This is a genomic window from Parasphingorhabdus sp. (assembly GCF_039982415.1).
Lineage (GTDB): Bacteria > Pseudomonadota > Alphaproteobacteria > Sphingomonadales > Sphingomonadaceae > Parasphingorhabdus.
Genome location: NZ_JBDWYL010000011.1, coordinates 50,967 through 75,599 on the forward strand (window position 1 = coordinate 50,967; position 24,633 = coordinate 75,599).

Below are 24,633 nucleotides of genomic sequence, written 5' to 3' on the forward strand. Positions count from 1 at the left end.
GTTGTAATTGCAACCGGTTGCAACTAGTTGGATTTTTTGTTGAGCGCTGTAACCATTTGATTTCATCGTTCGAATAGAGCGTATGGAATCATCAAAAAGCACATTTGCCAATAGAAAGGCACTCTCGATTGACATGAGTAACAGCAATGTTGACATGCTAGACTTAGTCGAAAAACTCGAGAATGTCCTGTCCCTGTTAGATGAAGGTGGCCACGCTCTTGCGGCGATAAAAGTCGAAGAAGCGATCAACGCTTTGCAACGGGCGGACGCCTCCGAAGCGGAAAATGATGAATAGCAAATTCTTCTACTGAAGTTCATAAATCATCAAAACACAGGCGTCGATTTGCTGGCCGGTTTCGGCATTGCATGTTTGAACACTTATATCCGCTAACTTTTCTCCGCGCCTTCTCGGACGTGCCACAAAATTATCGGGCGCAACGCGAAACGGCTTTGCAATTCTCGCATAGGCAAGAACGGTTGCGCCTCGGACGCCGCTATCATCTATTTTCTGCTGGGCATTCGCCGATGAATGAAGAACGGCAAGCAACAAGACAGCCAGCCAATATCTCCACTGGACCTTATCACTTAACTGCGCCGCTGGGCGAAGATAATTCATTCCGCACAATCCCGATACCGGAGGGTTCAGTGTGAATTACGGTCAACGGGAGGCAGGATTAAGGGTTAGATCAAATAAAAAATAGGCCGATCAAATCTAAAGTAGCAGCACCGCATCGAGATAGGCAGCGCATTCTGCGCGGGCAGAGTCGGTCATCCGAATACCAACTTTACCCTGCTGCTCACATTCAACAATATAGTCATTGTCCGAAAAAATATCGATCCAACGCGATGCTATGGCCGGTGTGGTTGACAAATCCACCAAAAGTTCACTCTTCATCACACATTGATCGGACTCCGTTGCGATAAATATCCCAAGCAATAATTCCCAAGCCGGGTCACCAAATATCCCGTCATTCTCAAAAAACAGGTTTTGCTGACGTTGCATCGCCAGGTAATTTTTAGCTCGTTCCACATAGCTATCCAGAAGTTGCTCGGTCATAACAGCCTCATGTTCCGAAAACTGGACCATTTATTGTCAGCAATGATGATGTGATCGTGTAATTTGATCTCTAGTTCGCCGCACAGATTTTTGATCAATGTCGTAAATTTGATATCTGACGGACTGGGCTGCAAATCACCGCCTGGATGGTTATGCACAAGGATGATAGCACTGGCGTTGAGTTCCAATGCGCGCTTCAAAATGCATCGCGGCTGCACGATTATCTTGCGCGGTGAACCGCTACCAAATTCTTCATCTTTAAGCAGATGATTTGCATTGTTGAGAAATAAAACACGCATGGTTTCATTCGCCAACGACCCCATGGTTGCTTGCAGATAGTAGATCAACTTTTCGTCGGTTGCCGACACTAGTTTTTTGGGTAAGTTATTTTGCAACTGGGTTGTTAAAAGTGTCTTGGTTGCCACCAGTAAATTGAGTACCGATTGGTGCGATCCAATGACCCGTTTCAATGCTTCTTCGGACTCCGAAAAAATACGCCCGAGCGAACCAAATTCAGCCAATAAAGCATCGGACAAAATACCGGCCTTTTCCGGCAAGACCGACGCGATGAGTTGCGCTAAGACAGATCGGTCCTGTTGGTTAGAAGGCGGCGCTGGTGGCAATATATCCCGAGTGCCAGGATTAGCAGCAAGGGATAAAAAGAAGCGGCTTGCGTGATGAAATATGCCTGCGGGTGTATCGACACTTCCATCTGCTTCGCGATAAGAGCCACCAGCGCTATGGTTTGCAGCAAAGTTACCCATGGCAACCAAAACCTTTGGGTGTTGTGCGACACGTTTCACTACATGATTTGAGAAAGAGGATAAAAGGACGCGTGTCTATTTTAGACTTTTGCTGCGCCAAGACGGATCGAAACCATTTTCTTTTAACCGTTTTTGATGATTGTAAGTTCCAAAAGCCAGCAATATCAAAACTGGAAATGAAGATGCAATCTGCATTGTCAAATATGCCCTTGGGGCAATAGTTACATCCAAAAACTTCGCCGAATGTGCTACAACCGCAATTGTTTGTAATGAGGCTAACCATAGTGGCCAAAACCTTTTTGCTCGCATGGCAACTGTAAAGAATGCCACCCAGATGAGAAGGTCAATGACCAAATGGCCAGGATCCAATTCTGTAAAATCCGATGCGTAGACAAAATGTAAAGCTTGATCCAACAACCAGATCGAGAAATAGGATCCCGCCACCGCGCGTTCAGGTGCCCCTCCACGCCAAAGTGCATAGGCTGTGCAAGAAACGAACAGTATATAGAAAATTGCGATCCGCATTCAGTGCAAGGACCACGATAGCGGGATTTAGTCAACATATTGATCGACTAGCTTACTATAGAAAGTTGAGTTTTGTCATTATGGCTCGCTTGCGCGGGCGGACAATCTTCGCTGCCATATCCTGCATATTCTTTCCCTATTTTCTTCAATTCGCCATGGACCCGCAGTACATCACTGCTGGCGTCAACAAGGGCCATTTGTGCTTTGGCGAGACGGAGGATTGCAGCTTGACCTGTCGCGGCCGGAACGCCTGATGAGATACGTGCATTGACCAAAGTGGCCATAAGGGTGGATACAGAGATAAGTGCTTGATCGATACTATACTCGGTATTCGGCATGTCTTTGCCGATTTGATCTTTGGCTTTTTTAATTTCGTAAGACATAAGATTCCCTTTCCGCGAAACGCGAATTCCAAAAATAAAATTTTAGCTTAGGTCTGGTTTTGGCTTATCCGCCCAGCAGACCTGAAAGAGACTGAGAGACAGCAAGACCGATCAATACTATCGCCAATATACCGACAGTCATGCCGACAATGATGGCTAGTCTTTGAATGGTCCCGAGATCGCCACCCGGTTCCTTCAGGGCTTGCATCCACAGGCTCGAATCATGGTTGGATTTGAAGTCGTATGGAACGGCTGCTTCTTCCAACATGGTCGATTGTGTTTGTTCGCCCTGATTCGCTCTTGCACCTATTTCTGCGGCTGAGGGAAGATAGGCTGGATCATATATGATCCGATCATAGCCTCCGACAGCCCTAGCAAAGATGATCGCAGCTTCATCGCGGGTCATGACATCCAAAGTTCGCCGGGCGCCGTCCAGCCGTTGGTCTACCGCTGGTTTGGAAATGTCTAATATGCGGGCAATTTCTTTGGAGGATTTTCGTTGGACTACCAGATGCAGGCATTCCCGCTGTTTCTCGGTCAGCTTTGCAACGCGCTCGGCTTCGATTTCAAACTGGCCCACTTGTGATCCCCAAAAATGCAAGATTAATATATATTCACATTACCCGTTAAGCAACTAACGAAAAAACTATAGCTAATTTAGACAGAATAACGACCCGCTTCAATCAACGGTTCGATTGATAGCATGGCGGTAAAGCAATAGAATTTATCGAAAAGTATATTAACAATATTGTAAGTACTGATAGTCAATTACTACAGTATTACATGATGTTACATTTTTTTACAAATTAGAGCTTTTCGACAGTGTAGGTTAATATTAAACAGATTAAGCGGCTTACTGTAATTTTTTGTTCCGAACGATTTGCGTTCGATGCATGTGCATAAAACCAACGGGAACGAGTTGATGAAAGAGCTTGATCAAACAGTCTCGCCAGACAGCGGATCCCAAACTGCTGAAGTATTGGCCATGCTCGAACAGCTATTGGCACAATTGGACAATCTCGAAATGGCCATCCCGGCGATTAAAGTCGCGGAAGCCATTGATTGTCTGGAAAATCCCTGACCACAAAACCCCTTATTCTGCTGTAAATCGGATCGGGTTTAAAATAATACATCCCCACTGTTAAGCGGCGCTGCATTTAACCGTAAATCTAATCGGGCAGAGAAAACTGCCCATTGGTTAAACTCCGCATTAATCATCCCCACAATGAGCGGTCCGTTTAACACGCGTTGGAAAGAGGCGATCCTGTCTGCTGGTCCTTACGGAATCGCCTCTTTTTCCAATCTTCCAATCATCAGGCCCCATCTGTCCCAACAGCGCCTGCACCAACTGCGCCGGCATCAAAGGCTATCGTCAATCGTTCTCCCCGGTCGATCGGCCGCGTTCCATGATATAAAAAACTGGGGAAAAGAACCAAATGCCCAGCTTTCGGTTGAAAATGCGTCAAAGGTTCCACATCGCAGGCCAGATCAATCGGCGCACGCCCTAGCTCTAATGCTCCACCGCCATTGCCCGTCTCGCTCTGCTGCGGTATGCCAATATGGAACGCGGAACTGATCAACCCACCATCATGGACGTGGCTCACATGATGACCCGGTGGTTTTATCAAAATTGACCATCCGGCCGTTAATGCCATTTTCTGATCGCGATGGTGCAACAAGGGATGGTCGGGATCCTCGGCAGGCCATGACCCGATATAATCTGTAATGGCAGCCATAAAACTCTGCTTCAATTCGGCAATTTCTCCATTGCGCCGGAAAAAAAGATTGCCCCGCGTCTGGCTGCCGTGGCGAACAGATTGGCTCAGCGGTCGCGATTTACTATGATGCCATTTGTGCAATAATTGACTGAGAGACTGCACCAAAGCTGCATCGCAATGCAGATTGATTTGTACCGGCATTAATGGCTCGGGCAATAACCAACTATGACGCGGGTCATCCATGATACGCCAGCACAATTCTGTCAAAGCCCAGACGGTAACCTGTTCGGAATTTTGATCGCGCAGCACCTGCAGCAGCTTATCGGCCTTAGCAAAATCCTGAATGCGCATTTGATGGCGCGTTTCGTCCAGATTTTTTATTTCCCAATCGCCGGGCAATTGCGCGAATAGACGGCCGGCGCGATCATGCAATCCAGCCAATCCTGCATAACGCGCTTCAAGCAGCATCAATTCCTTAGCTGGTGCACCTTTTTTGCGCAGCGATAGCGCGGTATCACAGGCCCTTCGGGCTTGTCCGCCATCAGCCAGCAATTGCATATAAAGTCGCCAAAGTGCAGCCTTTGGCCCTGACAATTGCAACGCTTTTTCGATCTGCGCCAGATAGTCGGGATCGGCTTTTTCAAAGCGGAATTGCGCCAGCGCGATATGGCCATCAATCCAATCCGGTGCTTGATCCAGAACAGCCGTCAAATTATCCAGCGCTGCCTGGTCATCTTGAGCAATCAGTGCCCCTGCTTCACTGATGAGCAAGCCGCCATCTAGCGGCAAATGGACACGGGCACTTTGCAGCAGAGCGAGGGCATTGTTGGCATCCGCCTGATAGGCGGCAATGGCCTGATCCCGCCGCTGTTGATCCGCTTCGCTATAGGCCACGGATCACCCTGCCCTAATCTGCCAAGCCGTCCCAGGCTTCTTTGATTTTCGAAAAGAAGCCGCTGCTATTTGGGCTTTCATCGCCGGTTTCGGTTTCCTGAAACTCACGCAACAATTCTTTCTGGCGCGTTGATAATTTGGTCGGCGTTTCTACTTCGATCTGAACGACCATATCACCATGGCCTCGTCCCCGCAGCACAGGCATACCGGCGCCACGCTGTCGGATTTGTTTGCCAGATTGAATGCCGGGCGGGATCCGAATTTCATGCTTACTGCCATCCAGCCCTGGAATAACTATTTCACCGCCCAAAGCGGCAACCGAAAAACTAATCGGAGCGCGTGTGAACAAAGTTGTACCCTCGCGTTCAAATATACCGTGGCGTGCCAAATGAATGAAAATATATAAATCACCGGTTGGCGCGCCGCGCGCGCCGGCTTCGCCTTTTCCAGACAAACGGATACGTGTTCCGCTATCAACACCGGCGGGGATTTCTACTTCCAAAGTCTGTGGCTTATCGACCCTGCCTTCACCATAACAGACATGGCAGGGACTCTCGATGACTTCTCCGCGTCCTTGACAGCTGGTACAGGTCCGTTCGACCACAAAGAAGCCTTGTTGGACACGGACTTTACCGTGACCATGGCAGGTGGTGCAGGTATTAACGCCTGTTCCCGGTTCTGCTCCGGATCCATCGCATGCGTCACAGCTTGCCGAAACATCTATTTCAATTTCCGTCTGCTTGCCGTGAAAGGCGTCTTCGAGGGAAATTTCCATATCATAGCGTAAATCCGCACCGCGTGCTGGACCGCGTTGCTGCTGCTGTCCGCCAAAACCGCCGCCTCCGCCGCCGCCGAAAATCGTTTCGAAAATATCCCCGATATCGTTGAAACCGGTACCGCTAAAACCGCCGCCGCCAGCATTATTACCACCACCATTGGTAAAGGCAGCATGGCCATATTGATCATAAGCCGCGCGCTTTTGCGGATCTTTGAGCACTTCATAGGCTTCGCTGATCGACTTAAACCTGGCTTCCGCAGCCTCATCACCAGGGTTTTTATCCGGATGATATTTCATAGCGAGCTTACGATAGGCCGATTTCAGCGTTGCTCCATCACAGCCGCGATCGACTTGGAGCTGCTCATAATAATCTGTTTCGGTTGCCATTGCTCTACCTCAGCCCCCCAGAAGCCGAAAATCTAAAAGGCCGTTCTGCGTGAAATTGCTTCAGATAATTTCGAGAACGAAATTTCTATCGCTATTCCAGACCGAACGGCCTTTGGGATTCATTTATTCTGCTGCTTTTTCTTTATCGTCAGAATCGGCATCATTGCTATCATCAACTTCGGAAAATTCAGCATCAACCACATCATCATCCGCCTGCGCTGCTGCGTCGGCAGCCGCGGCATCAGCCGCATCCCCGCCCGCGGCTTGTTCGGCTTCGTAGATTTTCTGGCCCATTTGCATGGAGACCTGAGCAAGCGCTTCGGATTTGGTCTTCATCGCTTCCGGATCGCCGGATTCAATGGCTTCCTTGGTTTCTTTAACCGCTTCTTCAATTTGGCCTTTTAGCTCGTCGTCAATCTTGTCACCATGTTCCGACAATTGTTTTTCGGTGGTATGAACAAGACTTTCGGCATTATTTTTGGCTTCCGCCTCTTCCCGACGTTTCTTGTCTTCTTCAGCAAATTTCTCAGCATCTTCAACCATTTGATCGATATCACTATCGCTCAATCCGCCTGATGCCTGAATTTTAATCTGCTGTTCTTTACCGGTACCTTTATCCTTAGCTGAGACGTTCACAATACCATTGGCATCGATATCAAAGGTGACATCAATTTGAGGAACGCCGCGAGGTGCCGGAGGAATGCCGACCAAATCGAAATTGCCCAACATCTTATTGTCAGCGGCCATCTCGCGTTCGCCCTGGAAGACCCGAATTGTCACGGCGCCCTGATTATCATCAGCGGTGGAGTAGACTTGCGATTTTTTCGTTGGGATTGTCGTGTTACGATCGATCATCCGTGTGAACACACCGCCCAGCGTTTCAATACCCAATGACAATGGCGTCACATCCAGCAGCAAAACATCTTTCACATCGCCTTGCAAAACGCCGGCTTGAATCGCAGCGCCCATGGCCACCACTTCGTCGGGATTAACACCGGTATGTGGTTCTTTGCCAAAAAATTCCTGAACAGTTTCGCGTACTTTAGGCATGCGAGTCATCCCGCCCACCATCACGACGTCGTCCACTTCCGATGCGTTAATTCCAGCATCTTTCAGTGCTTTTTTGCAGGGATCCAAAGTCCGCTTGATCAAATCGCCAACAAGCTTTTCAAGATCAGAACGTGTAATCGACTTAACCAAATGTTTCGGGCCGTTTTGATCAGCAGTAATGAAGGGCAAGTTCACTTCTGTGGTTTGCGCAGATGACAATTCAATTTTCGCTTTTTCCGCCGCTTCTTTGAGACGCTGCAGAGCCAGCTTGTCGCTGGTCAAATCAATGCTCTCTGCTTTTTTGAAATCTTCAGCGAGAAACTCGACCAATTTGGCATCAAAATCTTCACCACCCAAAAATGTATCACCATTGGTTGATTTCACTTCGAACACGCCATCACCAATTTCAAGGATGGAGATATCGAACGTACCCCCGCCAAGGTCATAAACAGCGATAGTTTTGCCGTCATTTTTTTCCAGGCCATATGCCAATGCAGCAGCGGTTGGTTCGTTGATGATCCGTAAAACTTCTAGGCCAGCAATTTTACCGGCATCTTTGGTCGCCTGGCGCTGTGCATCGTTAAAATAAGCGGGAACGGTGATCACCGCTTGCGTAACGGTTTCGCCCAGATAGCCTTCAGCCGTTTCTTTCATTTTTTGAAGCGTAAAAGCTGAAATTTGCGCGGGAGAATAATCTTCTCCGCCGGCCTTCACCCATGCATCGCCGTTGGAACCTTTGACAATCTCATAAGGCACCAACTTCATATCTTTTTTCGTCATCGGGTCATCGAACCGGCGACCAATAAGGCGCTTCACTGCAAAAATCGTACTTTCCGGATTGGTTACGGCTTGGCGCTTTGCCGGTTGTCCAATCAAACGTTCGCCGTCTTTGGCAAATGCGACAACCGATGGTGTCGTGCGAGCGCCTTCTGCATTTTCAATAACTTTTGGCTTACCGCCATCCATAACTGCAACGCAGCTATTGGTGGTGCCCAAATCAATACCGATAACTTTAGCCATTTTTCCCTCAATTCAATTTTCAAATATTCTCTAAATCTAGCAAAATAGCCGCCCAGCCCTTTTCGATTGGCACTGTTACGGCTTCGAGATGGGATATAGGTGCCATTTTCTTCGGCACAAGCCTTGGCATCGAGATGCGGAAACTATACATAGAGAAGTAGAGTGTTTATGAGCCAGAATTCAGGAGTTTTCAGCCAATCATGACAAAACAGCTTTCGATTTTTTTTGCTGGCCTTGTTGCAGTTTTTTTAGCCTCTTGTGGCCAAGGCGACGTTTTGCTGGTCAAAGATGTTGTGGTCAATATCTCTCCGGTTGAAGGCAATCCATCCTCTGGATATGCCACAATCTTGGGCGGTCCTGACGATGTAACGCTGGTCGGGGTCACTTCCGACGATGTTATGCGCATGGAAATACATGAAACAACGGATGATAATGGCGTGGCATCTATGCAGCCGGTGGACAAAGTTGCGATACCTGCAGGGGGCACGGTTAAACTAGAACCCGGTGGCAAGCATTTGATGATTTGGGGCGTTGGAGGCGGATCTGTCGCCCAAGGATCGCTTAGGATGCTATTCATTTTTTCCAATGATGATCGAATTGAAGTCAACGCAGTGATAAAACAAATTGGCGGAGCCGCCCCGGCCAATGCGGACCCGGATAGCGCTGAATAAGTGACAGCTCCAACTGGTTCATCACGCCCGCTCAATCCGGCGGAAATCGAATTGTCCCACTCTGTTTTCGGGGATGCAATTGATTATGATAAAGTTCGGATATTTAACCGCAAATGGTGGTTTTTTCATCCTAAGCGGGTCACGATGGCACCCGATGGGAATTTATGGTTTCATCCCAAAGGCGGGCTCTTTCGAGACGATTATAGCGAAGCCGATCTCAACCTAAAAGGCTTGTTCATTCACGAAATGGTCCATGTCTGGCAGCATCAAGCCGGAATATTCTTGCCGATCGCCCGTCATCCGTTTTGCCAATATGACTATCAATTGGTTCCTGGTAAACCTTTCGCAAAATATGGGATTGAGCAGCAAGCCGAAATTGTCCGTCACGATTTTTTGCTCAAGCAAGGCGCGCGGCTCAAAAATGGCTACACGGCGAAACATTTTGCCGGGCTTGTGCCTTTTAACGCCCAATATCTCGGCAACTGACCACGCCATTGAGAGCAATGGCCTGTTTATAACGCCAGACTCAAGGCAGAAGTCCGATCCGCGCGCGCATCAACCAGCGCGCCAACATTAATATCGCAACAATGCCCAATCCGCTAGCCAAACCGGTCCAGACTCCAATGCCTTCCCAACCTTGCCAAAAAGCGAGGCCAGCTCCAACCCCAATACCAATGAACCAATAGCCCATAAGCGCGAAGATCATCGGTACCGTGGTATCGTGAAGCCCGCGCAGCATCCCAGCACCGACAACTTGTGCACCGTCAACTATTTGAAAAATCGCTGCGATCGCTAGAAAACTGACAGCGAGAGCGGCAACTTTTTCGTTGCCCGGTGCTTCGGCATCAATGAATATCGCAATCAGGAAATCCGGAGCGAGCACAAACACCAAGGCCATGGCTGCCATGAATCCTGTGCCAATTACAAAGCTGACCCAGCCTGCCCGCGCGATACCAGCATGATCGCGCCGACCATATTGAATGCCCACGCGCACGGTTGCCGCTTGCGCTAGTCCCATCGGTACCATGAACGTGAGCGACGCCAGCTGCAGGGCTATAGCATGTGCTGCGACAGATTCCGCATTAATCCAGCCCATGAGCAATGCGGCGATCCCGAAGACTGACCCTTCCAGCCCCATCGTCACCGCAATGGGCAAGCCCAGCTTCCACAAGGCCCCAAAGCGCTGCCAATCCGCTCTCCAAAACCGGCCAAACAAATGATATCGGCGAAACCGTTTGTGCAAGATGACCACCAACACCATGCCTCCGAACATCAACAAGTTGGTCATCACACTGCCAATACCTGCACCAACGACACCGAAAGCCGGCACGCCAAATTTCCCGAAAATAAGGGCATAGTTGAACAAGGCATTGGCGAGCACCGCGATGATGCTAATGATCAATGCCCAAACCGGTTGTTCGAGCGCCGACACAAAATTACGCAAAATGATGAAACACAGAAACGGTAATATCGACCACATATAGGCCGATATATAAAGACCAGCATTATGTGCCAGGTCCGGCTGTTGGCCAGCAAAGACCAATATAGTTTCGGTTTGCCAGAGCAACATCCAAAAGGGAATTATCACGGCTATTGCTGACCAGATGGCTTGCCGAAACGTGCGGCGGACATCGCGGACGCTGTGGCTCATCCGCCCTATCTCGCTTGCCATCATCGGCGCAGACGCGGTCACAAGTCCCATGCAGAAAATCGCGCAACTCATGGCGAGATTGAACCCCAAAGTCGCTGCGGCCAATTCACGGGCGCCAAGCCAACCGATCATCAGCACATCGGTCGCCCCAATCAGAGCCATGGTGAGATTGGACAAAATCAAAGGCCAGGCGAGTTTCAAGGTCGTGCTCGCCTCGCGGCGCCACGGATGAGGCGTTGGGGAAGAATATGCTGCGCTAGCCATGATTGCCCGTTAGCCCAGCCGGACAGGCGGCGCTAGCGAATCCTGACATCGAGGCCTTAGTTGTCCTTTGCGCGGTCGATCAAGTCCATGAAATCTCGAGCAGAATCACGTTCAGCTGGATCTTCAAAAACCTCATCGATATCCGGACTGGACCCCAGCATGTATAACACAGTCCACAAAGCAAAGCGTCGTCCGGAGTCTTTTTCCAAGCCCAGATCTACGTGCATTTTTTCCAGGCCAGCCTGCAATGCTTCAGCATGGACGCTGGCTAGGTCTGCGGTTCCAAAATAACGGTGCAATTGATCATCAAAATCCATTCCTTCCGATTAGGCGAAGACCAAAGACAACACTATTGAAAAATTGATCACGTCAATCGATCGGATTGGTTGCAAGTTGATATTCTCCTCGGTAGGGCGCTGCTGTGAGTGTTTCAATTGAAATAGGGTCTGATGACACGGGACAAGCCGTGCATGTAAACATCGAAGAGTTGCTGGCAACGCGGCTCCTGGTGCAAGGCAATTCAGGCTCGGGAAAATCTCACCTTTTGCGCCGTTTAATGGAAGAAAGCGCGCATCTGGTTCAACAGGTCGTGATCGATCCAGAGGGCGACTTTGCAACGCTGGCCGATGCCTATACTCATGTGGTTATTGATGCTGGCGATTATAATGAGCAAGAAATCGCGACAATGGGTGCGAGAATTCGAGAACATCGCGCCTCAATAATTCTCAATCTCGAAGCGTTGGAACTGGAAGCACAAATGACCTGTGCGGCGGCCTTTTTAAACGCCATGTTCGATGCGCCTCGTGATCATTGGTATCCCGCACTGGTGGTTGTAGACGAGGCACAAATGTTCGCACCTTCTGTCGCCGGGGATGTTCCCGATGCCGTCCGGCGCGCCAGTCTCGGCGCGATGACCAATCTGATGTGCCGTGGCCGGAAACGCGGATTGGCGGGTGCAATTGCAACCCAAAGGCTAGCCAAATTGGCAAAAAACGTTGCCGCAGAGGCCAGCAATTTTCTCATGGGCCGAACCTTTTTGGATATTGATATGGCGCGCGCCGCGGATCTTTTAGGGATGGAGCGCCGACAAGCAGAACGGATCCGCGATCTCGAACGCGGTTGCTTTTTGGGACTGGGCCCCGCCATTTCGCGGCGCCCAATATCGATGAAAATCGGCCCTACCCATACCAATACCAAAATGGGCACGCACAGTCTCTTGCCTATGCCGGAGGCACAACCTGAAGACTTACGCAACATGCTATTCGCTGAAATGGAAACAGAGCCAACAACCGTTGTTGAGCAGCCGCCGAAGCCATCCATTGCCGCCGAAGAGTTGATCCGCCAGATTGCCAAGCCGGGCTTGGATTTAGCACCTCAATCCGAAGGCAATGCCGGTCCAGAGGATAGAGATGCTAAGAAGATCGATCAGGATCCGGTAATCGTAACAATTTTACAGGAAATGCTCGCAGACGCTGACAGCGCTTATCAGCCAGACGCTCTGCTTTATCAGGATTTTTCGGTGCGTTGCCGGATGGAACAGCTTTTACCGGTCCCGTTAAACCTGAATGAATTTCGGCGCAGATTTGCTTTTGCCAAAGGCGGAATAATGGATCCGGAAAACCCGCGTTGGGATCCCCTTTTGGACGCAGCATCAAAACTCCCAGAAGATATGGCGGCACCATTTCTGCAAATTGCTCGCGCTGCAATGGACGGTAATGCTTGTCCCGACGATGCGATATTGGGACGCGCCTATGGTACCCGTTCTCCCGGGCGCATAAGGCGACTGGTCGATTATATGGAAAAACAAGGTGCGATTGTCGTAAGGGACGATTTCGGCGGCAAACGATCGATCGGCATTCCGCAATTGGGACTAAGCACCGAAGCACAATAGTTGTAAAAAAGTGCAACGCCAGCATATTGATCTGATTCCTAGGTTTTTTTTGACGTTTCTTAACCTTTGCCGCCCATGCACTTTGGCATGAGCGAAACTGTAGTGAAAAACGATAAATGGTGGCAAAACTGGTCACTCGCAGGCGTGATAGGCATCGCTTATTGTGTCGCAGCAAGCCTTGCACTCGATCTAACGCAAGGCGCCGGAGGAATCGCAACCATCTGGCCGGCAAGCGGTATTTTCGTCTCGGCCTTACTATTGGCGCGACCGGGACAGACTTTTCCGCTCATCGCTTCTGTCGGCATGGCCAGCATGGCCTCAAATTTACTATATGATGTCCCAGTTAGCACCGCCCTTGCCTTCACATGTGCCAATCTCGTCGAAGGACTGCTGATTAGTCAACTGATCATCCGGACTTGCGGCGTCCCGAAGATGCTCGAAGATACGCGTCTTCTTGCGACATTTTTTGGTGCCACGCTCGTTGGCAGTTTGGTCAGCGGCGCGATCGCCACCGGGTTGGGCGGTGATTTTTCTATCACTTTTTTCGTCTCCTGGTTCTTAACCGTCTGTTTGGGCACATTGATAGTGACGCCCGTGGTTGTCACAATTGCCCATGAACGACGAGATGATATTGTGAAATCGCCCTTGGGTCCGTTCGCCAAACTGTTTTTGGGTCTCGCTATCGTCGCCACAATCGGATCCCTTTTGCTCTCTTCTATAGACGGCCGCTTTCTGTTTCTACCGGTTATCGGCGTTATTGCCGCAACCTATTTTTTCGGTGCTCGTGGAGCAGCGATCAGCATCAGCTTCATCGCAATTCTATCTATTGGGCAAACGGATTTCTCGTCGTCCAAAAGCGTTATTTTCGGCTTGCATAGCAATACACTATTCTTGCAATTTTATCTGCTCAGCCTGTTGTGCGCGGTCTGGCCGTTATCGGCTTTGATGGCAGCAAAGGCGAAGCTCATCGATCAATATGCGCAAACCAATGCCCTGCTCAAAATGGCGGAAAACACCGCACAGGTTGGTCACTGGTATCTCGGATCGGACAATAGCTCATTGGTCTGGTCAGAAGAGGTTTATCGCATCCATGGCATTGACCAAGACAATCTTGAAATAGATGAATCGATGGACTTAGAAGAATCCTCGTCCCTTAAGCTCTATCATCCAAAGGATCGCGAAAATGTCAGGCGCACGCTGTTGACCGCCATGGAAAATCAGGGAGGCTTTGCTTACCAAGCGCGGATCATCCGACCCGATGGCACAATCCGGCATGTTTCCAGCATTGGTCAACCGCGCTTCTCCCCCACCGGAGAATTTGAAGGGCTGTTCGGAACTTTCCAAGATATTTCCGAGCAAACAGAAACGTTGGAAGCCCTGCGCATCGCGCGAAGTAACGCATTGCGCGAAGCTGCAACAGCGCAGCGTCTTGCCGAAACCGATGAATTGACCGGAATTGCCAATCGCCGCAAAGCATTGGCGCGACTAAGAACGGCTGCTCGTGCTGCGAAGCGCGACAATACACCGTTGACCATTGCAATTTTCGATATCGACCATTTCAAGTCCGTCAATGATCGTTTTGGTCATCAAATGGGCGATAAAGTGCTACGCCGGGTTGCAAAAATCGTGACCAATCAATTGCGCCCGGAACATCTCGTCGGCCGAATGGGCGGTGAAGAATTTCTGGTTATATTGCCAGGTGAAGATGCGCGCAGTGGGTTTAAGATCATTGAAAAACTGCGATTGCTAATTGCTAATCAACGCTGGAATACCAGCGGATTATCCGAGGTCACGGTTAGCGCTGGCTTGGTATCACTCGATGAGAATGACGACATTGATGATGCTTTGCGGCGCGCTGATGAGGCCCTATATAAAGCCAAACAAGACGGCCGAAACTTACTCCGTCTGGCGGCCTAATATCTTCTGATGTTCAACCCAATTGCGCCAACGCTTGCTTCATCAGGCCAGCGAATATAGATGTGACTATGTCAAATTATCCGCTGTTTCACTCGGTGCTGCCATGGTCAGACGAACTATATTGCGAAAGCTGTTCATTATCGGTCTGGTGACCACTATACCCGCCACCATTCAAGCGCGCTCGTCAGATAGCCCACCATCCAAAATTTGCGACATTGAAAAGCAAACCGCACCATCTTTAATCACGGTCGCTCCAAAAATACTGGCCGACCGCTTTGCAAGCTTGGCCCAGCGTACCGATGAGCTGGAACAAGCCGGCGACGATCGAAAAGCAAAAAAGAGTTTTGAGCGCATATGGCAGCTGCAAGTAGAGCATCCGTGCACGGATTTTTTGGGCATGGATGAAATGCTGAATCGCTATGGCTTACTCCTTGAACGGAATGAACAGCGCCATAAAGCCCAGCAGGTTTTCGCCGATACAATAGATTTGCCGCCCAGCAACTTTGGAGCGTCCGGGCGGTTGAAAGCACGGTATAATTTCGCGCGAATACTGGCGAGAAATGGAGATATTTCGCAAGCCCTAGAGCAATTGAAAATATCAACGGAGGAACATCGCTCGGAATTCGGTGATCGATCATCGAACACACAGATTGTTCGCGCAAAATATGCTCAATATTTAAGAGATGTTGGCCAGTTCGATAAGGCCTATTCGCAAATTCAAAATGTTCTTATTGAACGCCGCAAGCAATTGCCTGACGGTCATCCCAAAATGTTGGAAGCTCTCGATATTTTCGGACTGATTTTGCGCGATCGCGGAGAATTGCAGGCCGCGAAAGATATTCAATTTGATATCTGGGAAAAACGGCAAGCCGGTCTTGGGCCCGATCATCCCCTCACTTTGGCGAGCAAAAAAAGACATGCTCTAACCTTGGTAAAGCTGGGGCAATTGAACGCTGCCAGAACCGCGTTCGAACAATTGCTTCAGTCCTACGGTCAGACACTGGGCGATCAACATCCTGAAACGCTCAACAGCATGCACAATTATTCCTTCGCATTGCTGAAATCACAAATGCCCGAACCCGCTCTTGCTTTCGCCAAAAAGTCGCTTGCTGCGCATGAAAGTAAATTTGGATTAGACCATCGACTAACTCGTTTTGCCCAACAAGCTTTTGCAGAAGCCCTTATTGCCAACGCTCGCTTCGGTGAAGCTGAAAGCCTATTGTCAAAGCTCGCCACAGATCCGTCGAAGGATGGATTGCCCGTGAACACAAGAATGCTGAGCTCTCACTATTGGCTCGCCCGATCAAGATATGAAATTCCCGGCATGCTATCGGAGGGACTCTCATCGCTGTCGGAGGTTACGGACTATTTGTCTGCCCAGTCTCAAATTGCTGCTCTTTCTCCGGCAAAAGGATCCAATCCCTTAAGCGCGATCAAAAGCAAAAAGTTTTTTGAACTTTACGCAGATATCGGCTGGAAATTATTGACCCAGAATAAACAAAAATTGGGCGATGATATTCAAGATTTTGCGGTCATAAAAGATGATGTTTTTCAAAAACTGCAATCCGTCCAGAATAATCCCGCAGGTCGCGCTTTGGCCAAATCCGCTGCTAAAGGCCATGCCGCCGCGCGCAATCTCCTTCCGGTTGTGGAGGAGCGCGAACAGGTCATAGAAGATATTGCTTTGAATCGGAGCCAGCAAACCAGCTCGCTGTTGGGCGGCGACAATATCGAAGAACTTCTGGTTCAAAATGCACAAATGTTGGCAAAATTGCAGTCGTTGAATCAACGTTTGCGCTCTGCGGCCCCTGACTATTTTTCGTTCATTCTTCCGGCAAGCTTATCCCAACAAGCCCTTGCCCCGCTTCTGCGCGATGATGAAACTATATTGCTTGTTATACCGACCGATTTGGGCACCCATATAATACTTGCCGACAAGGACCGGATAACGTGGCATAAAAGTTCATGGACGCGCGAGAAAATTGATACTGCCGCGCGCCGGCTCTTGTGGGACATTGGTGCAAATGTCGATGTCGGCATCAACGAAAGCCTTGAATGGGAGGAAGAAGGATCTGGCGCATATCCTTATGATTTTGAAACCGCGCATAGTTTATACCAAGAAATCATTGCTCCCATTGCCAAAAATTTACAGGGGAAATCCCATATTTTTGTCTCGGCATCCGGTTCGTTGTCCAGTCTTCCTTTGGGCATTTTGGTCAAACAAGTACCGAAAGGTGACGATGGAAATCCGGCGGTATTGCGATCAGCAAAATGGCTCGCGGATGACTTTGCTATTGTTCAAATTCCCAATGTCAGTTCGCTCCGTTTCATTCGCGCTGAAGGAAAAAAAGAAAATGCCATTTGGCCGATGCGCTTCTTGGGGTTCGGTGATCCGGTTTTGCAAGGACAGTCCCAATCGAGAGGAAATCTTCGCAGCCTAAAAAATCGCGCTAAAACGCCTGCAGATATGTCCGCGTTGAAAAAAATGGCCCGACTTCCTGGAACCGCCACCGAACTGGCTTCTATCTGGTCATCCTTTGGAAAACCATCCAATGCATTATTCTTGGCTGACCAAGCGACAGAAACACAAATCCGCAACATGGATTTAAACGCAGAGGTGATTGCTTTTGCTACTCATGGCTTATTGGCAGGCGAAATTGGGACGATCGCCGAGCCAGGGCTCGTATTGACGCCACCGGCGCAACCTGGTCCTGCAGATGATGGCTATCTCAGTACGTCGGATATTGCCCAACTGACAATTAAAAGCGATTGGGTCATCTTATCGGCCTGCAATACCGCAGGCGGCGATGGACGCGCCGGCGCGGATGGCTTGTCCGGATTGGCGCGGTCATTTTTCTACGCAGGAGCCCAAACGCTGCTGGCTTCGCATTGGCCTGTCAGAGATGATGTGGCCGCAAAAATAACCGTACGCATGATAGAAATTACCAAAAACGATCCAAGAAAAACACGTGCTCAGGCATTGCAGCAAGCCATGCGAGAAATTCGAAACAACCCGGTTCAAGATACCGACAGTGATAGCTGGGCACATCCTAATGCCTGGGCGCCATTTTCCCTCGTCGGTGAACCTTAGACCTGTGTCAGCAGGCAAAGGCGATGCTGCCAGCCCAAATTTCGGCGCCGGAATATGAAAGCCGATCTGTTTTGCGCGGACACAAAACCTCGGATTCCATATCCCAGCGAAAGTTTTGGTTAGTCCGGATAACCCGCTTTGCCGCGGCAATCATCATCCAGATCGCCATTATCATTATACCCGTCACAATCGTCATTTTTGTCGACAAAATAACCTGCTGCCGCACCGGCAGCAGCGCCGATAGCAGCTCCTTTTAAGGCATCATCTGTATCGCCGGTCACCGCGCCAATAATCGCGCCGGTCGCCGCCCCAGCGGCTGCTCCTTCTCCAGCGTAGTTACCCGCACAAGCGGACAGCGATAGAGCCGCTATGGCGGTAAACGACAAGCTGGTATATTTATTAGCCCATTTTTGCATGGTCATACTCCTGAGATAAACTGCCCCCAGAGAAAACAGTTAAATGGCAAGGAAACCGTCTATTTGCTGAACGAACTGTGTTTTTCCGACGAATGGCGCTGACGGTGCGGTAATCACCAAACTCATGACGGTTAACCGCCTTTGGACCGTACAGATTCTCCTCCTATTTCCAGGACATTCAGTTGCGCATCAACCCACTCGCGGCTGTTTCCAGCTTAAAGAGAGTGCTGCTTTTGACACCCATCTAATTTGATCCTTGCCGCCTGTTCCCTTCCTCTGCCAAAAGGCACGCTCGAAAAGGGGACACAAGCATGATTTCGGCTATTGGATTAATCAGCGGACTGGCTTTGTTGATCTATATGACAGTGAAAGGGGTGAATATTCTGATCGCCGGACCCATTGCTGCGGCGCTGGTGGCGGCGACCAGCGGATTGGCCTGGTTACCACCTCTGGCAGCAGAAGGCGCACCGGATTTTGCAACCGCCTACATGGATGGCTTTGTTAGCTTTTTCAAAAGCTGGTTTTTCATGTTTTTGCTGGGCGCCATTTTTGGTGAAATCATGGGAGCTTCGGGCGCCGCAGCGAGCGTCGCGCATTGGGTGATTGACAAAATCGGGATCAAACATGCCGTATTAGCGGTCGTCGCGGCTTGCGCCATTCTAACTTATGGCGGCGTCAGCGTTTTCATCGTGTCTTTTTCGGTTTACTCGCTCGCTGTCCATCTGTTTCGCGAAGCCAATTTGCCGCGTCGTTTTATCCCGGCGGCACTCGCTTTTGGATCTGTGACCTTTACAATGACCACTGCGGGCAGTCCGGAAATTCAAAATCTGATCCCGATGGATTTCCTAGGGACCAATGCCTATGCGGGTTGGGAAGTCAGTCTGGTCGTCGCTCTGTTCATGGCCATATCCGGACAATTTTGGCTGAACCATATGGTGAAACGAGCGGTTGCTAGAGGAGAAACTTTTATCGGCCGGGAATCGGATGACAATAATACCGACTATGGCAATTTGCCCGCTCCGCTTCTTTGTCTATTGCCGCTTGTCGCCGTGCTGGGCATATTTCTGATTTTCCAATATCCGCAGGATATGGGGCCCTTATCTGCGATCTTACCGCAAAACTCATTGGACAAATGGGCTCTGGTTGCCGCCTTGGGGTCCGGTGCTGTGGTCGCATTGGCCGTCGGATATCGGAAGTTGACAGCCATGCCCGAAGCTTTTTCCCGCGGTGCCACCAGTGCCGTGGTTGCAATTACCAATACTTGTGCGGTAGTCGGTTTTGGAGCGGTTGCCAAACTCTCGCCCGCTTTTCAAGAAGCGTTGATCATGGTTCAGAATATTCCCGGCAGTCCGCTTATCGGGGCCGCTATAGCGGTAACGGTTATCGCAGGATTGACCGGCTCGGCATCGGGCGGCCAAACCATCGCCTTGCCGCTAATAGCCCCTCATTATCTCGATGTCGGTGCACAGCCAGATGAACTGCACCGGGTTGTCGCCATTTCTTCCGGTGCGCTCGATAGCTTGCCGCATAATGGCTATGTGGTGACCACTATTCGTGCGGTTTGCGGGGAAACGCATAAAGATGCCTATGGTGCGGTCGGCGCCTTGACCGTCATTATCCCCGTCATTGGAACGATCATGGCTGTCATGCTCTTTACGCTGTTCTGATGTCGCTGGTTACCCGCCAATATATCCCTGCCGACAAACCGGCCTTTATTGCACTGAACCGCGATTGGATCGAAGAATCCTTTACGGTGGAACAGAGCGACACGGATCAACTGGAAGGCTTGGAAAAAACCATTTTAGGTCAAGGCGGCCAAGTGATTGTCGCAGAACTGGATGGCCAGATTGTCGGTACAGGTGCCATTCTTCCGCCACATCACAATCCACAAGATGGAAAGAAATGGCTCGAAATCGTTAAAATGGCGGCCCAGAAAGAATTGCGGGGACGCGGGATTGGCAGAGCGGTTTTAGAAGCGCTTATCTCTGAAGGCCGCGCCATGGGCGCCAATGCCATCTGGTTGGAGACCAACAATGATCTGAAAGCCGCGATCCGCTTATATGAACGGTGCGGCTTTCAGCATTTGACCGAAGATGCATTATGGCCAACGCCCTATGCACGGTGCAACGTGCAAATGGTGTTGATGCTATAACGGTTACTTCAATCGTTCGATCTTGCTGGCCGCCTCGTCAATAATGGCTGCCACGTCGAGAATTCTCTCCGACCCTTTTTCTTCTTCCGCCAAGCGAATCCGAATAGCCGTTTTCAGATTATTGGTGGCCCGGCGAATCGATGCACCGTCAGAAGCCCGATCCATTTCGGCAATATCTTCCAGCCGTTTCAAGATGGTTGCAATATGCTTCTCTTCATCCGCCAACAAAGCCGTTCCGGCTTCGGTGACCGCATAGATTTTCTTGCCACCATCATCGGCTTGCTCCGCAATCAGATCCATCTCCGCCATCAAAGTCAAAGTGGGATAGACTATGCCCGGGCTTGGTGCATAGTGACCGCCCGTTAGCTCTTCAATTTGCTGGATCAGATCATAGCCGTGGCGCGACTCTTGAGAAATCAAATGCAGCAGAACCAGGCGCAATTCTCCGCGCTGGAAAACACGCGCACGGCGCTTGGCTTTGGCACCTTCAAAAGCAGCAGCGGCAAAAGCCCGAGCAAATTTCTGTCCATTCATATAGCCCCATTGCTTACCGCGGCGGCCCCGTGGTCCGCAATCATTATAGTTTGCATATCGCATAATAGACCCTTCTTTTCTATCTAAGTAATTTCTAAGATATATCTTTATACAAGATGTGCAAGGCGGTACGAGCCACAAAATTGCTAAGCGGCTTTAAACAGACAATAATTTTCGTAAAATCAGAAAATCTATTCGGGCTTTTTGGCGACACCGACAAAGGCAGGCCGCAAAAGGCGATCTTTAATCATATAGCCAGCTTGCATTTCTTGGACAACAACGCCGGGTTCGTGCTCGTCGGTAGGCACTTCGACCATCGCCTGATGCTGGTTGGGATCGAGCGGCAATCCAACAGAGGCAACGCGTTTAATGCCGTTTTTCTCAAATACGGTTTCCAGCTCTCGGCCAGTGGCTTCAATGCCGCCGATCAAACCTTTCCATTTTTCTTCATTCTTAATTTCGGTTGGGATTGCCGCCAATGCGCGCTGGAGATTGTCCGAAACACTCAGCATATCGCGAGCGAAACCAGTTGCAGCGTATGCTTTCGCGTCTTGCGCGTCTTTTTCCAAACGGCGACGGACATTTTGTGTTTCTGCCTGAGCATAGAGAACCTGCTGCTTGGCTTCTGCCAGCTCATTTTCCAGACCTGCAATGCGCTCTTCAGCAGTGGGTTCGTCAGAAGCGGTTTCACCGCCTTCTTTCATCGAATCCGGAACGCCTTCCAATTCGGCTGCCGCCGCTTCATCCAATTTCGCGTCTTCATTGTCCTGCGGTTTCGTATCACTCATTATTTCGTCACTCATTTTAACAATCTAGATAAGGTCTGTGCGGTAAAATCTACCATGGGTACGACCCGGGCGTAGTTCAAGCGGGTCGGACCAATAACACCAACCACACCGACGACTTGCCCATCGCCGTCTTTATAAGGGGCCGCTATCACAGATGAGCCGGAAAGCGAGAATAATTTATTCTCTGCACCAATAAATATTTTGGCGGCCTCTGCATCTCGCGCATTATCCAATAGCCGGGATATTTCCTGCTTCCCCTCTAATTCGTCGAGCAATTGACGCACCCGGTCGAGATCTTCCAAAGCGCTGTCTTCCAGCAAATTCGCTTGTCCTCGCACAATGAGCACCGGGCGTTCTGCGGGGTCTTCCGTCCAAGTTGCAAATCCGCGTTTCACAAGATCTTCAGATGCTTTGTCGATCGCCATCCGCCCGGCGTGGATTTCATTGTCCAGACGTCCCAACGCTTGAGACAGTGTCATCCCGCCAAATTGCGCAGTCAGATAATTGCCTGCTTCGACCAATGCAGATTCGGAAATTCCGATGGGCAAATCAAGCACACGGTTTTCCACGGCTCCATCTTGCGATACTAGGATGGCCAGCCCCTGCCCTTCAGATAATTTCACGAAACTAAATTGCTTCAGTGTCGGCTCGCGTTTGGGCACCATGACCAGGCCAGCGCAAGAGGACAGACCAGACAAGATGCTGGTCGTGGCTCTCAGTGCATCTTCGACCGGTCCTCGCTCACTAATCTGGCTCTCAATGGCATCGCGTTCTTCCCGCGAGGGTTCCGCTGCTTGCATCATCCCATCGACAAAAAGCCGCAACCCCAATTCGGTGGGCATGCGTCCCGCGCTGGTATGCGGCGCGGCGAGTAAGCCGAGTTCTTCGAGATCCTGCATGACATTGCGGATCGAGGCGGGAGAAAGTTCAAGTCCCGGCGCCTTGGATATGGTCCGTGAACCAACCGGTGCACCGCTATCAAGATAGGATTCCACCACCACGCGAAAAATATCACGAGTGCGATCGCTCATTTCTGTGATGGGTGTAGTAGTCATGATTTGCTATATGGCCAATCGCGCCCGCAATTCAAATGCCTAAATTGCAGTCCGCGAAGCTGTGTTTTTTTGTGATCCGAAACAATATTGGATCAAGATCAATATTCAGCGCACAAATATTTTTTTGCTTCTCGTCTATCGCGGCCTTTAATGGTCACGATACGATGGTTTGGTTCGACGGTGAATTCCATTAGAAACGCGCAAATTTGTGTTTAACCGTTGCGTCGAAGACCGATGGCACTATGACACCGAAAGAAGCCACAGGAGAATCATAAATGCGCCCATCAGGACGCGCGCTGGACGAGATGCGCGCTATTTCTATCGAAACTGAATATACCAAACATGCAGAAGGCTCATGCCTGATCAGCTTCGGCGATACCCGTGTTTTGTGCACTGCCAGCATCGAAGAACGCATTCCGCCATGGCTTCGCGGCAAAGGCGAAGGCTGGGTTACCGGCGAATATTCCATGCTGCCCAGAGCCACGCACACACGCGGATCCCGAGAAGCAGCCCGCGGCAAACAATCCGGTAGAACACAAGAAATTCAACGCCTTATTGGCCGTTCTTTACGCGCCGTAGTCGACCTTAAAAAGCTAGGCGAACGTCAAATCACATTGGATTGCGACGTCATTCAAGCCGATGGCGGAACCCGCACGGCCTCGATTAGCGGGGCTTGGGTTGCGCTCCGCTTGGCGGTTAACGGTCTGCTCGATCAGAAGTTGATCAGCGAAGATCCCATCGAGCAGAAAATCGCAGCCATTAGCTGTGGGATTTATAATGGGAATCCAGTGCTCGACCTTGACTATGATGAGGATAGCAATGCTGGGGCCGATGCCAATTTCGTGCTCACCGGTGATGGCAATATTGCCGAAGCTCAGGCGACAGCCGAAGGTGAAACCTTTGATGATGAAGGCTTGATGCGCTTGATGCGGCTCGCCAAGATTGGCTGCGGTCAGATTTTCGAGGCACAAGACAAAGCCGTTTCCTAGAGGCGAATATGACCGCACATCGCAAGCTTACGCCCGGGAAATTGATCATTGCCAGTCACAATCAAGGCAAAGTTCGAGAGATTCAGGCATTATTGGCTCCATTCGGGATTGAACCCGTTTCCGCTGCTGAGCTGGACCTTCCGGAACCCGAGGAAACGGGAACAACATTTGCGGAAAATGCGTTGCTAAAGGCGCATGCCAGCGCACAAGAGGGCGATTGTGTCGCATTGTCTGACGACAGCGGGCTATGCGTTGCAGCGCTGAACGGGGCACCTGGCGTATATACGGCGGATTGGGCCGAAGCCGATCAATATGAAGGCGGTCCCGGTCGGGACTGGTATATGGCGATGGGCAAGGTCGAAGGAAAATTGGCCGAACTCGGGCCGGATACGCCGCGCAACGCTTATTTCGCCTGCACGCTGGCTCTCGCTTGGCCCGATGGACATGCCGAAGTTTTCGAAGGAAGAGTCAGCGGGAATTTGGTCTGGCCACCGCGAGGGCAAATGGGATTTGGCTATGATCCAGTATTTCAACCCGTTGGGTTCGATCAAACCTTTGCCGAACTGGAACCTCAGCAAAAGCATGACATGAGCCATCGGGCTGATGCATTTCAAAAGCTGGTCGCCGCCAGTTTTTAG

Annotated in this window: 26 protein-coding genes; 11 read left to right on the forward strand and 15 right to left on the reverse strand. The window is 50.2% G+C overall.

The genetic code is table 11. The annotated features are described in order from the left end of the window. The first annotated feature begins 133 nt into the window (after window positions 1-133). Entirely contained in the window at window positions 134-295 is a 162-nt protein-coding gene (locus ABJU74_RS14510) for a hypothetical protein (RefSeq protein WP_348385448.1), read from the forward strand. Between the two features lie 9 nt (window positions 296-304). Here ABJU74_RS14510 and ABJU74_RS14515 read toward each other — a convergent pair whose 3' ends face one another. From ABJU74_RS14515 to ABJU74_RS14540, 6 genes are all read right to left on the reverse strand, one after another. After that, window positions 305-616, reverse strand: coding sequence for a hypothetical protein (locus tag ABJU74_RS14515; RefSeq protein WP_348385447.1), 312 nt, complete (start codon window positions 614-616; stop codon window positions 305-307). Between the two features lie 96 nt (window positions 617-712). After that, entirely contained in the window at window positions 713-1,057 is a 345-nt protein-coding gene (locus tag ABJU74_RS14520; RefSeq protein WP_348385446.1) for a hypothetical protein, read from the reverse strand. After that, window positions 1,054-1,821 carry a JAB domain-containing protein gene (locus tag ABJU74_RS14525; protein WP_348385445.1) on the reverse strand — a complete coding sequence of 256 codons (768 nt, stop codon included), beginning with the start codon at window positions 1,819-1,821 and terminating at the stop codon, window positions 1,054-1,056. Before ABJU74_RS14525 ends, ABJU74_RS14520 begins: the two co-directional genes overlap by 4 nt. Before the next feature lie 75 nt (window positions 1,822-1,896). Next, window positions 1,897-2,346, reverse strand: a complete 450-nt coding sequence (locus tag ABJU74_RS14530; protein WP_348385444.1) for a hypothetical protein — start codon at window positions 2,344-2,346, stop codon at window positions 1,897-1,899. A 47-nt stretch (window positions 2,347-2,393) separates the two neighbouring features. Then, window positions 2,394-2,729 (reverse strand): hypothetical protein, encoded by a 336-nt coding sequence (locus ABJU74_RS14535; RefSeq protein WP_348385443.1) that lies wholly within the window; start codon window positions 2,727-2,729, stop codon window positions 2,394-2,396. Between the two features lie 64 nt (window positions 2,730-2,793). Next, window positions 2,794-3,309 carry a helix-turn-helix transcriptional regulator gene (locus tag ABJU74_RS14540; RefSeq protein ID WP_348385442.1) on the reverse strand — a complete coding sequence of 172 codons (516 nt, stop codon included), beginning with the start codon at window positions 3,307-3,309 and terminating at the stop codon, window positions 2,794-2,796. Window positions 3,310-3,651: 342 nt separating this feature from the next. On the opposite strand from ABJU74_RS14540, the gene ABJU74_RS14545 reads away from it, so the two are divergent. Continuing rightward, window positions 3,652-3,810, forward strand: a complete 159-nt coding sequence (locus ABJU74_RS14545) for a hypothetical protein (RefSeq protein WP_348385441.1) — start codon at window positions 3,652-3,654, stop codon at window positions 3,808-3,810. 232 nt (window positions 3,811-4,042) lie between these two features. On the opposite strand, the gene ABJU74_RS14550 is transcribed toward ABJU74_RS14545, so the two are convergent. The 3 genes from ABJU74_RS14550 to dnaK all read right to left on the reverse strand — a co-directional run bounded on the left by ABJU74_RS14550 (window position 4,043) and on the right by dnaK (window position 8,576). Then, a complete protein-coding gene (locus ABJU74_RS14550; protein WP_348385440.1) occupies window positions 4,043-5,341 on the reverse strand; it encodes a putative 2OG-Fe(II) oxygenase in 1,299 nt (432 codons plus the stop codon). A gap of 13 nt (window positions 5,342-5,354) precedes the next feature. Continuing rightward, window positions 5,355-6,506 carry a molecular chaperone DnaJ gene (gene dnaJ / locus ABJU74_RS14555; RefSeq protein WP_348385439.1) on the reverse strand — a complete coding sequence of 384 codons (1,152 nt, stop codon included), beginning with the start codon at window positions 6,504-6,506 and terminating at the stop codon, window positions 5,355-5,357. A gap of 123 nt (window positions 6,507-6,629) precedes the next feature. Next, window positions 6,630-8,576, reverse strand: coding sequence for a molecular chaperone DnaK (dnaK, locus tag ABJU74_RS14560; RefSeq protein WP_348385438.1), 1,947 nt, complete (start codon window positions 8,574-8,576; stop codon window positions 6,630-6,632). A gap of 200 nt (window positions 8,577-8,776) precedes the next feature. On the opposite strand from dnaK, the gene ABJU74_RS14565 reads away from it, so the two are divergent. Next, entirely contained in the window at window positions 8,777-9,247 is a 471-nt protein-coding gene (locus ABJU74_RS14565; protein WP_348385437.1) for a copper chaperone PCu(A)C, read from the forward strand. Continuing rightward, on the forward strand, window positions 9,248-9,733 hold the full coding sequence (locus ABJU74_RS14570; RefSeq protein ID WP_348385436.1) for a vgr related protein: 486 nt from the start codon (window positions 9,248-9,250) through the stop codon (window positions 9,731-9,733). It abuts the gene before it with no gap. A 40-nt stretch (window positions 9,734-9,773) separates the two neighbouring features. Here ABJU74_RS14570 and ABJU74_RS14575 read toward each other — a convergent pair whose 3' ends face one another. Further along, window positions 9,774-11,162: an MATE family efflux transporter gene (locus ABJU74_RS14575; RefSeq protein ID WP_348385435.1), complete on the reverse strand. Its 1,389-nt coding sequence runs from the start codon at window positions 11,160-11,162 to the stop codon at window positions 9,774-9,776. A gap of 56 nt (window positions 11,163-11,218) precedes the next feature. Further along, window positions 11,219-11,479, reverse strand: coding sequence for a hypothetical protein (locus ABJU74_RS14580; RefSeq protein ID WP_348385434.1), 261 nt, complete (start codon window positions 11,477-11,479; stop codon window positions 11,219-11,221). 104 nt (window positions 11,480-11,583) lie between these two features. On the opposite strand from ABJU74_RS14580, the gene ABJU74_RS14585 reads away from it, so the two are divergent. The 3 genes from ABJU74_RS14585 to ABJU74_RS14595 all read left to right on the forward strand — a co-directional run bounded on the left by ABJU74_RS14585 (window position 11,584) and on the right by ABJU74_RS14595 (window position 18,061). Further along, window positions 11,584-13,053 carry an ATP-binding protein gene (locus ABJU74_RS14585; RefSeq protein WP_348385433.1) on the forward strand — a complete coding sequence of 490 codons (1,470 nt, stop codon included), beginning with the start codon at window positions 11,584-11,586 and terminating at the stop codon, window positions 13,051-13,053. An 87-nt stretch (window positions 13,054-13,140) separates the two neighbouring features. Next, a complete protein-coding gene (locus tag ABJU74_RS14590; protein WP_348385432.1) occupies window positions 13,141-14,970 on the forward strand; it encodes a diguanylate cyclase in 1,830 nt (609 codons plus the stop codon). Between the two features lie 103 nt (window positions 14,971-15,073). Then, a complete protein-coding gene (locus tag ABJU74_RS14595; RefSeq protein WP_348385431.1) occupies window positions 15,074-18,061 on the forward strand; it encodes a CHAT domain-containing tetratricopeptide repeat protein in 2,988 nt (995 codons plus the stop codon). Window positions 18,062-18,180: 119 nt separating this feature from the next. Here ABJU74_RS14595 and ABJU74_RS14600 read toward each other — a convergent pair whose 3' ends face one another. After that, entirely contained in the window at window positions 18,181-18,477 is a 297-nt protein-coding gene (locus ABJU74_RS14600; RefSeq protein WP_348385430.1) for a glycine zipper domain-containing protein, read from the reverse strand. 311 nt (window positions 18,478-18,788) lie between these two features. On the opposite strand from ABJU74_RS14600, the gene ABJU74_RS14605 reads away from it, so the two are divergent. Both ABJU74_RS14605 and ABJU74_RS14610 read left to right on the forward strand, forming a co-directional pair. Next, window positions 18,789-20,144: a GntP family permease gene (locus ABJU74_RS14605; RefSeq protein WP_348385429.1), complete on the forward strand. Its 1,356-nt coding sequence runs from the start codon at window positions 18,789-18,791 to the stop codon at window positions 20,142-20,144. Beyond that, window positions 20,144-20,629 carry a GNAT family N-acetyltransferase gene (locus ABJU74_RS14610; RefSeq protein WP_348385428.1) on the forward strand — a complete coding sequence of 162 codons (486 nt, stop codon included), beginning with the start codon at window positions 20,144-20,146 and terminating at the stop codon, window positions 20,627-20,629. The genes ABJU74_RS14605 and ABJU74_RS14610 overlap by 1 nt, the downstream gene beginning before the upstream one ends. A gap of 3 nt (window positions 20,630-20,632) precedes the next feature. Here ABJU74_RS14610 and ABJU74_RS14615 read toward each other — a convergent pair whose 3' ends face one another. The 3 genes from ABJU74_RS14615 to hrcA form a co-directional block, all read right to left on the reverse strand. After that, entirely contained in the window at window positions 20,633-21,226 is a 594-nt protein-coding gene (locus ABJU74_RS14615; RefSeq protein ID WP_348385427.1) for a PadR family transcriptional regulator, read from the reverse strand. A 128-nt stretch (window positions 21,227-21,354) separates the two neighbouring features. Further along, window positions 21,355-21,966, reverse strand: a complete 612-nt coding sequence (grpE, locus tag ABJU74_RS14620; protein ID WP_348385426.1) for a nucleotide exchange factor GrpE — start codon at window positions 21,964-21,966, stop codon at window positions 21,355-21,357. After that, the gene (gene hrcA / locus ABJU74_RS14625; protein WP_348385425.1) at window positions 21,963-23,006 is read right to left on the reverse strand and encodes a heat-inducible transcriptional repressor HrcA; all 1,044 of its coding nucleotides are present in this window, start codon (window positions 23,004-23,006) and stop codon (window positions 21,963-21,965) included. Before hrcA ends, grpE begins: the two co-directional genes overlap by 4 nt. 275 nt (window positions 23,007-23,281) lie before the next feature. Between hrcA and rph the strand changes: the two genes are divergently transcribed. Further along, on the forward strand, window positions 23,282-23,995 hold the full coding sequence (rph, locus tag ABJU74_RS14630) for a ribonuclease PH (RefSeq protein ID WP_348385424.1): 714 nt from the start codon (window positions 23,282-23,284) through the stop codon (window positions 23,993-23,995). 8 nt (window positions 23,996-24,003) lie between these two features. Beyond that, complete coding sequence (gene rdgB / locus ABJU74_RS14635; protein WP_348385423.1) at window positions 24,004-24,633, forward strand: RdgB/HAM1 family non-canonical purine NTP pyrophosphatase; 630 nt, start codon at window positions 24,004-24,006, stop codon at window positions 24,631-24,633.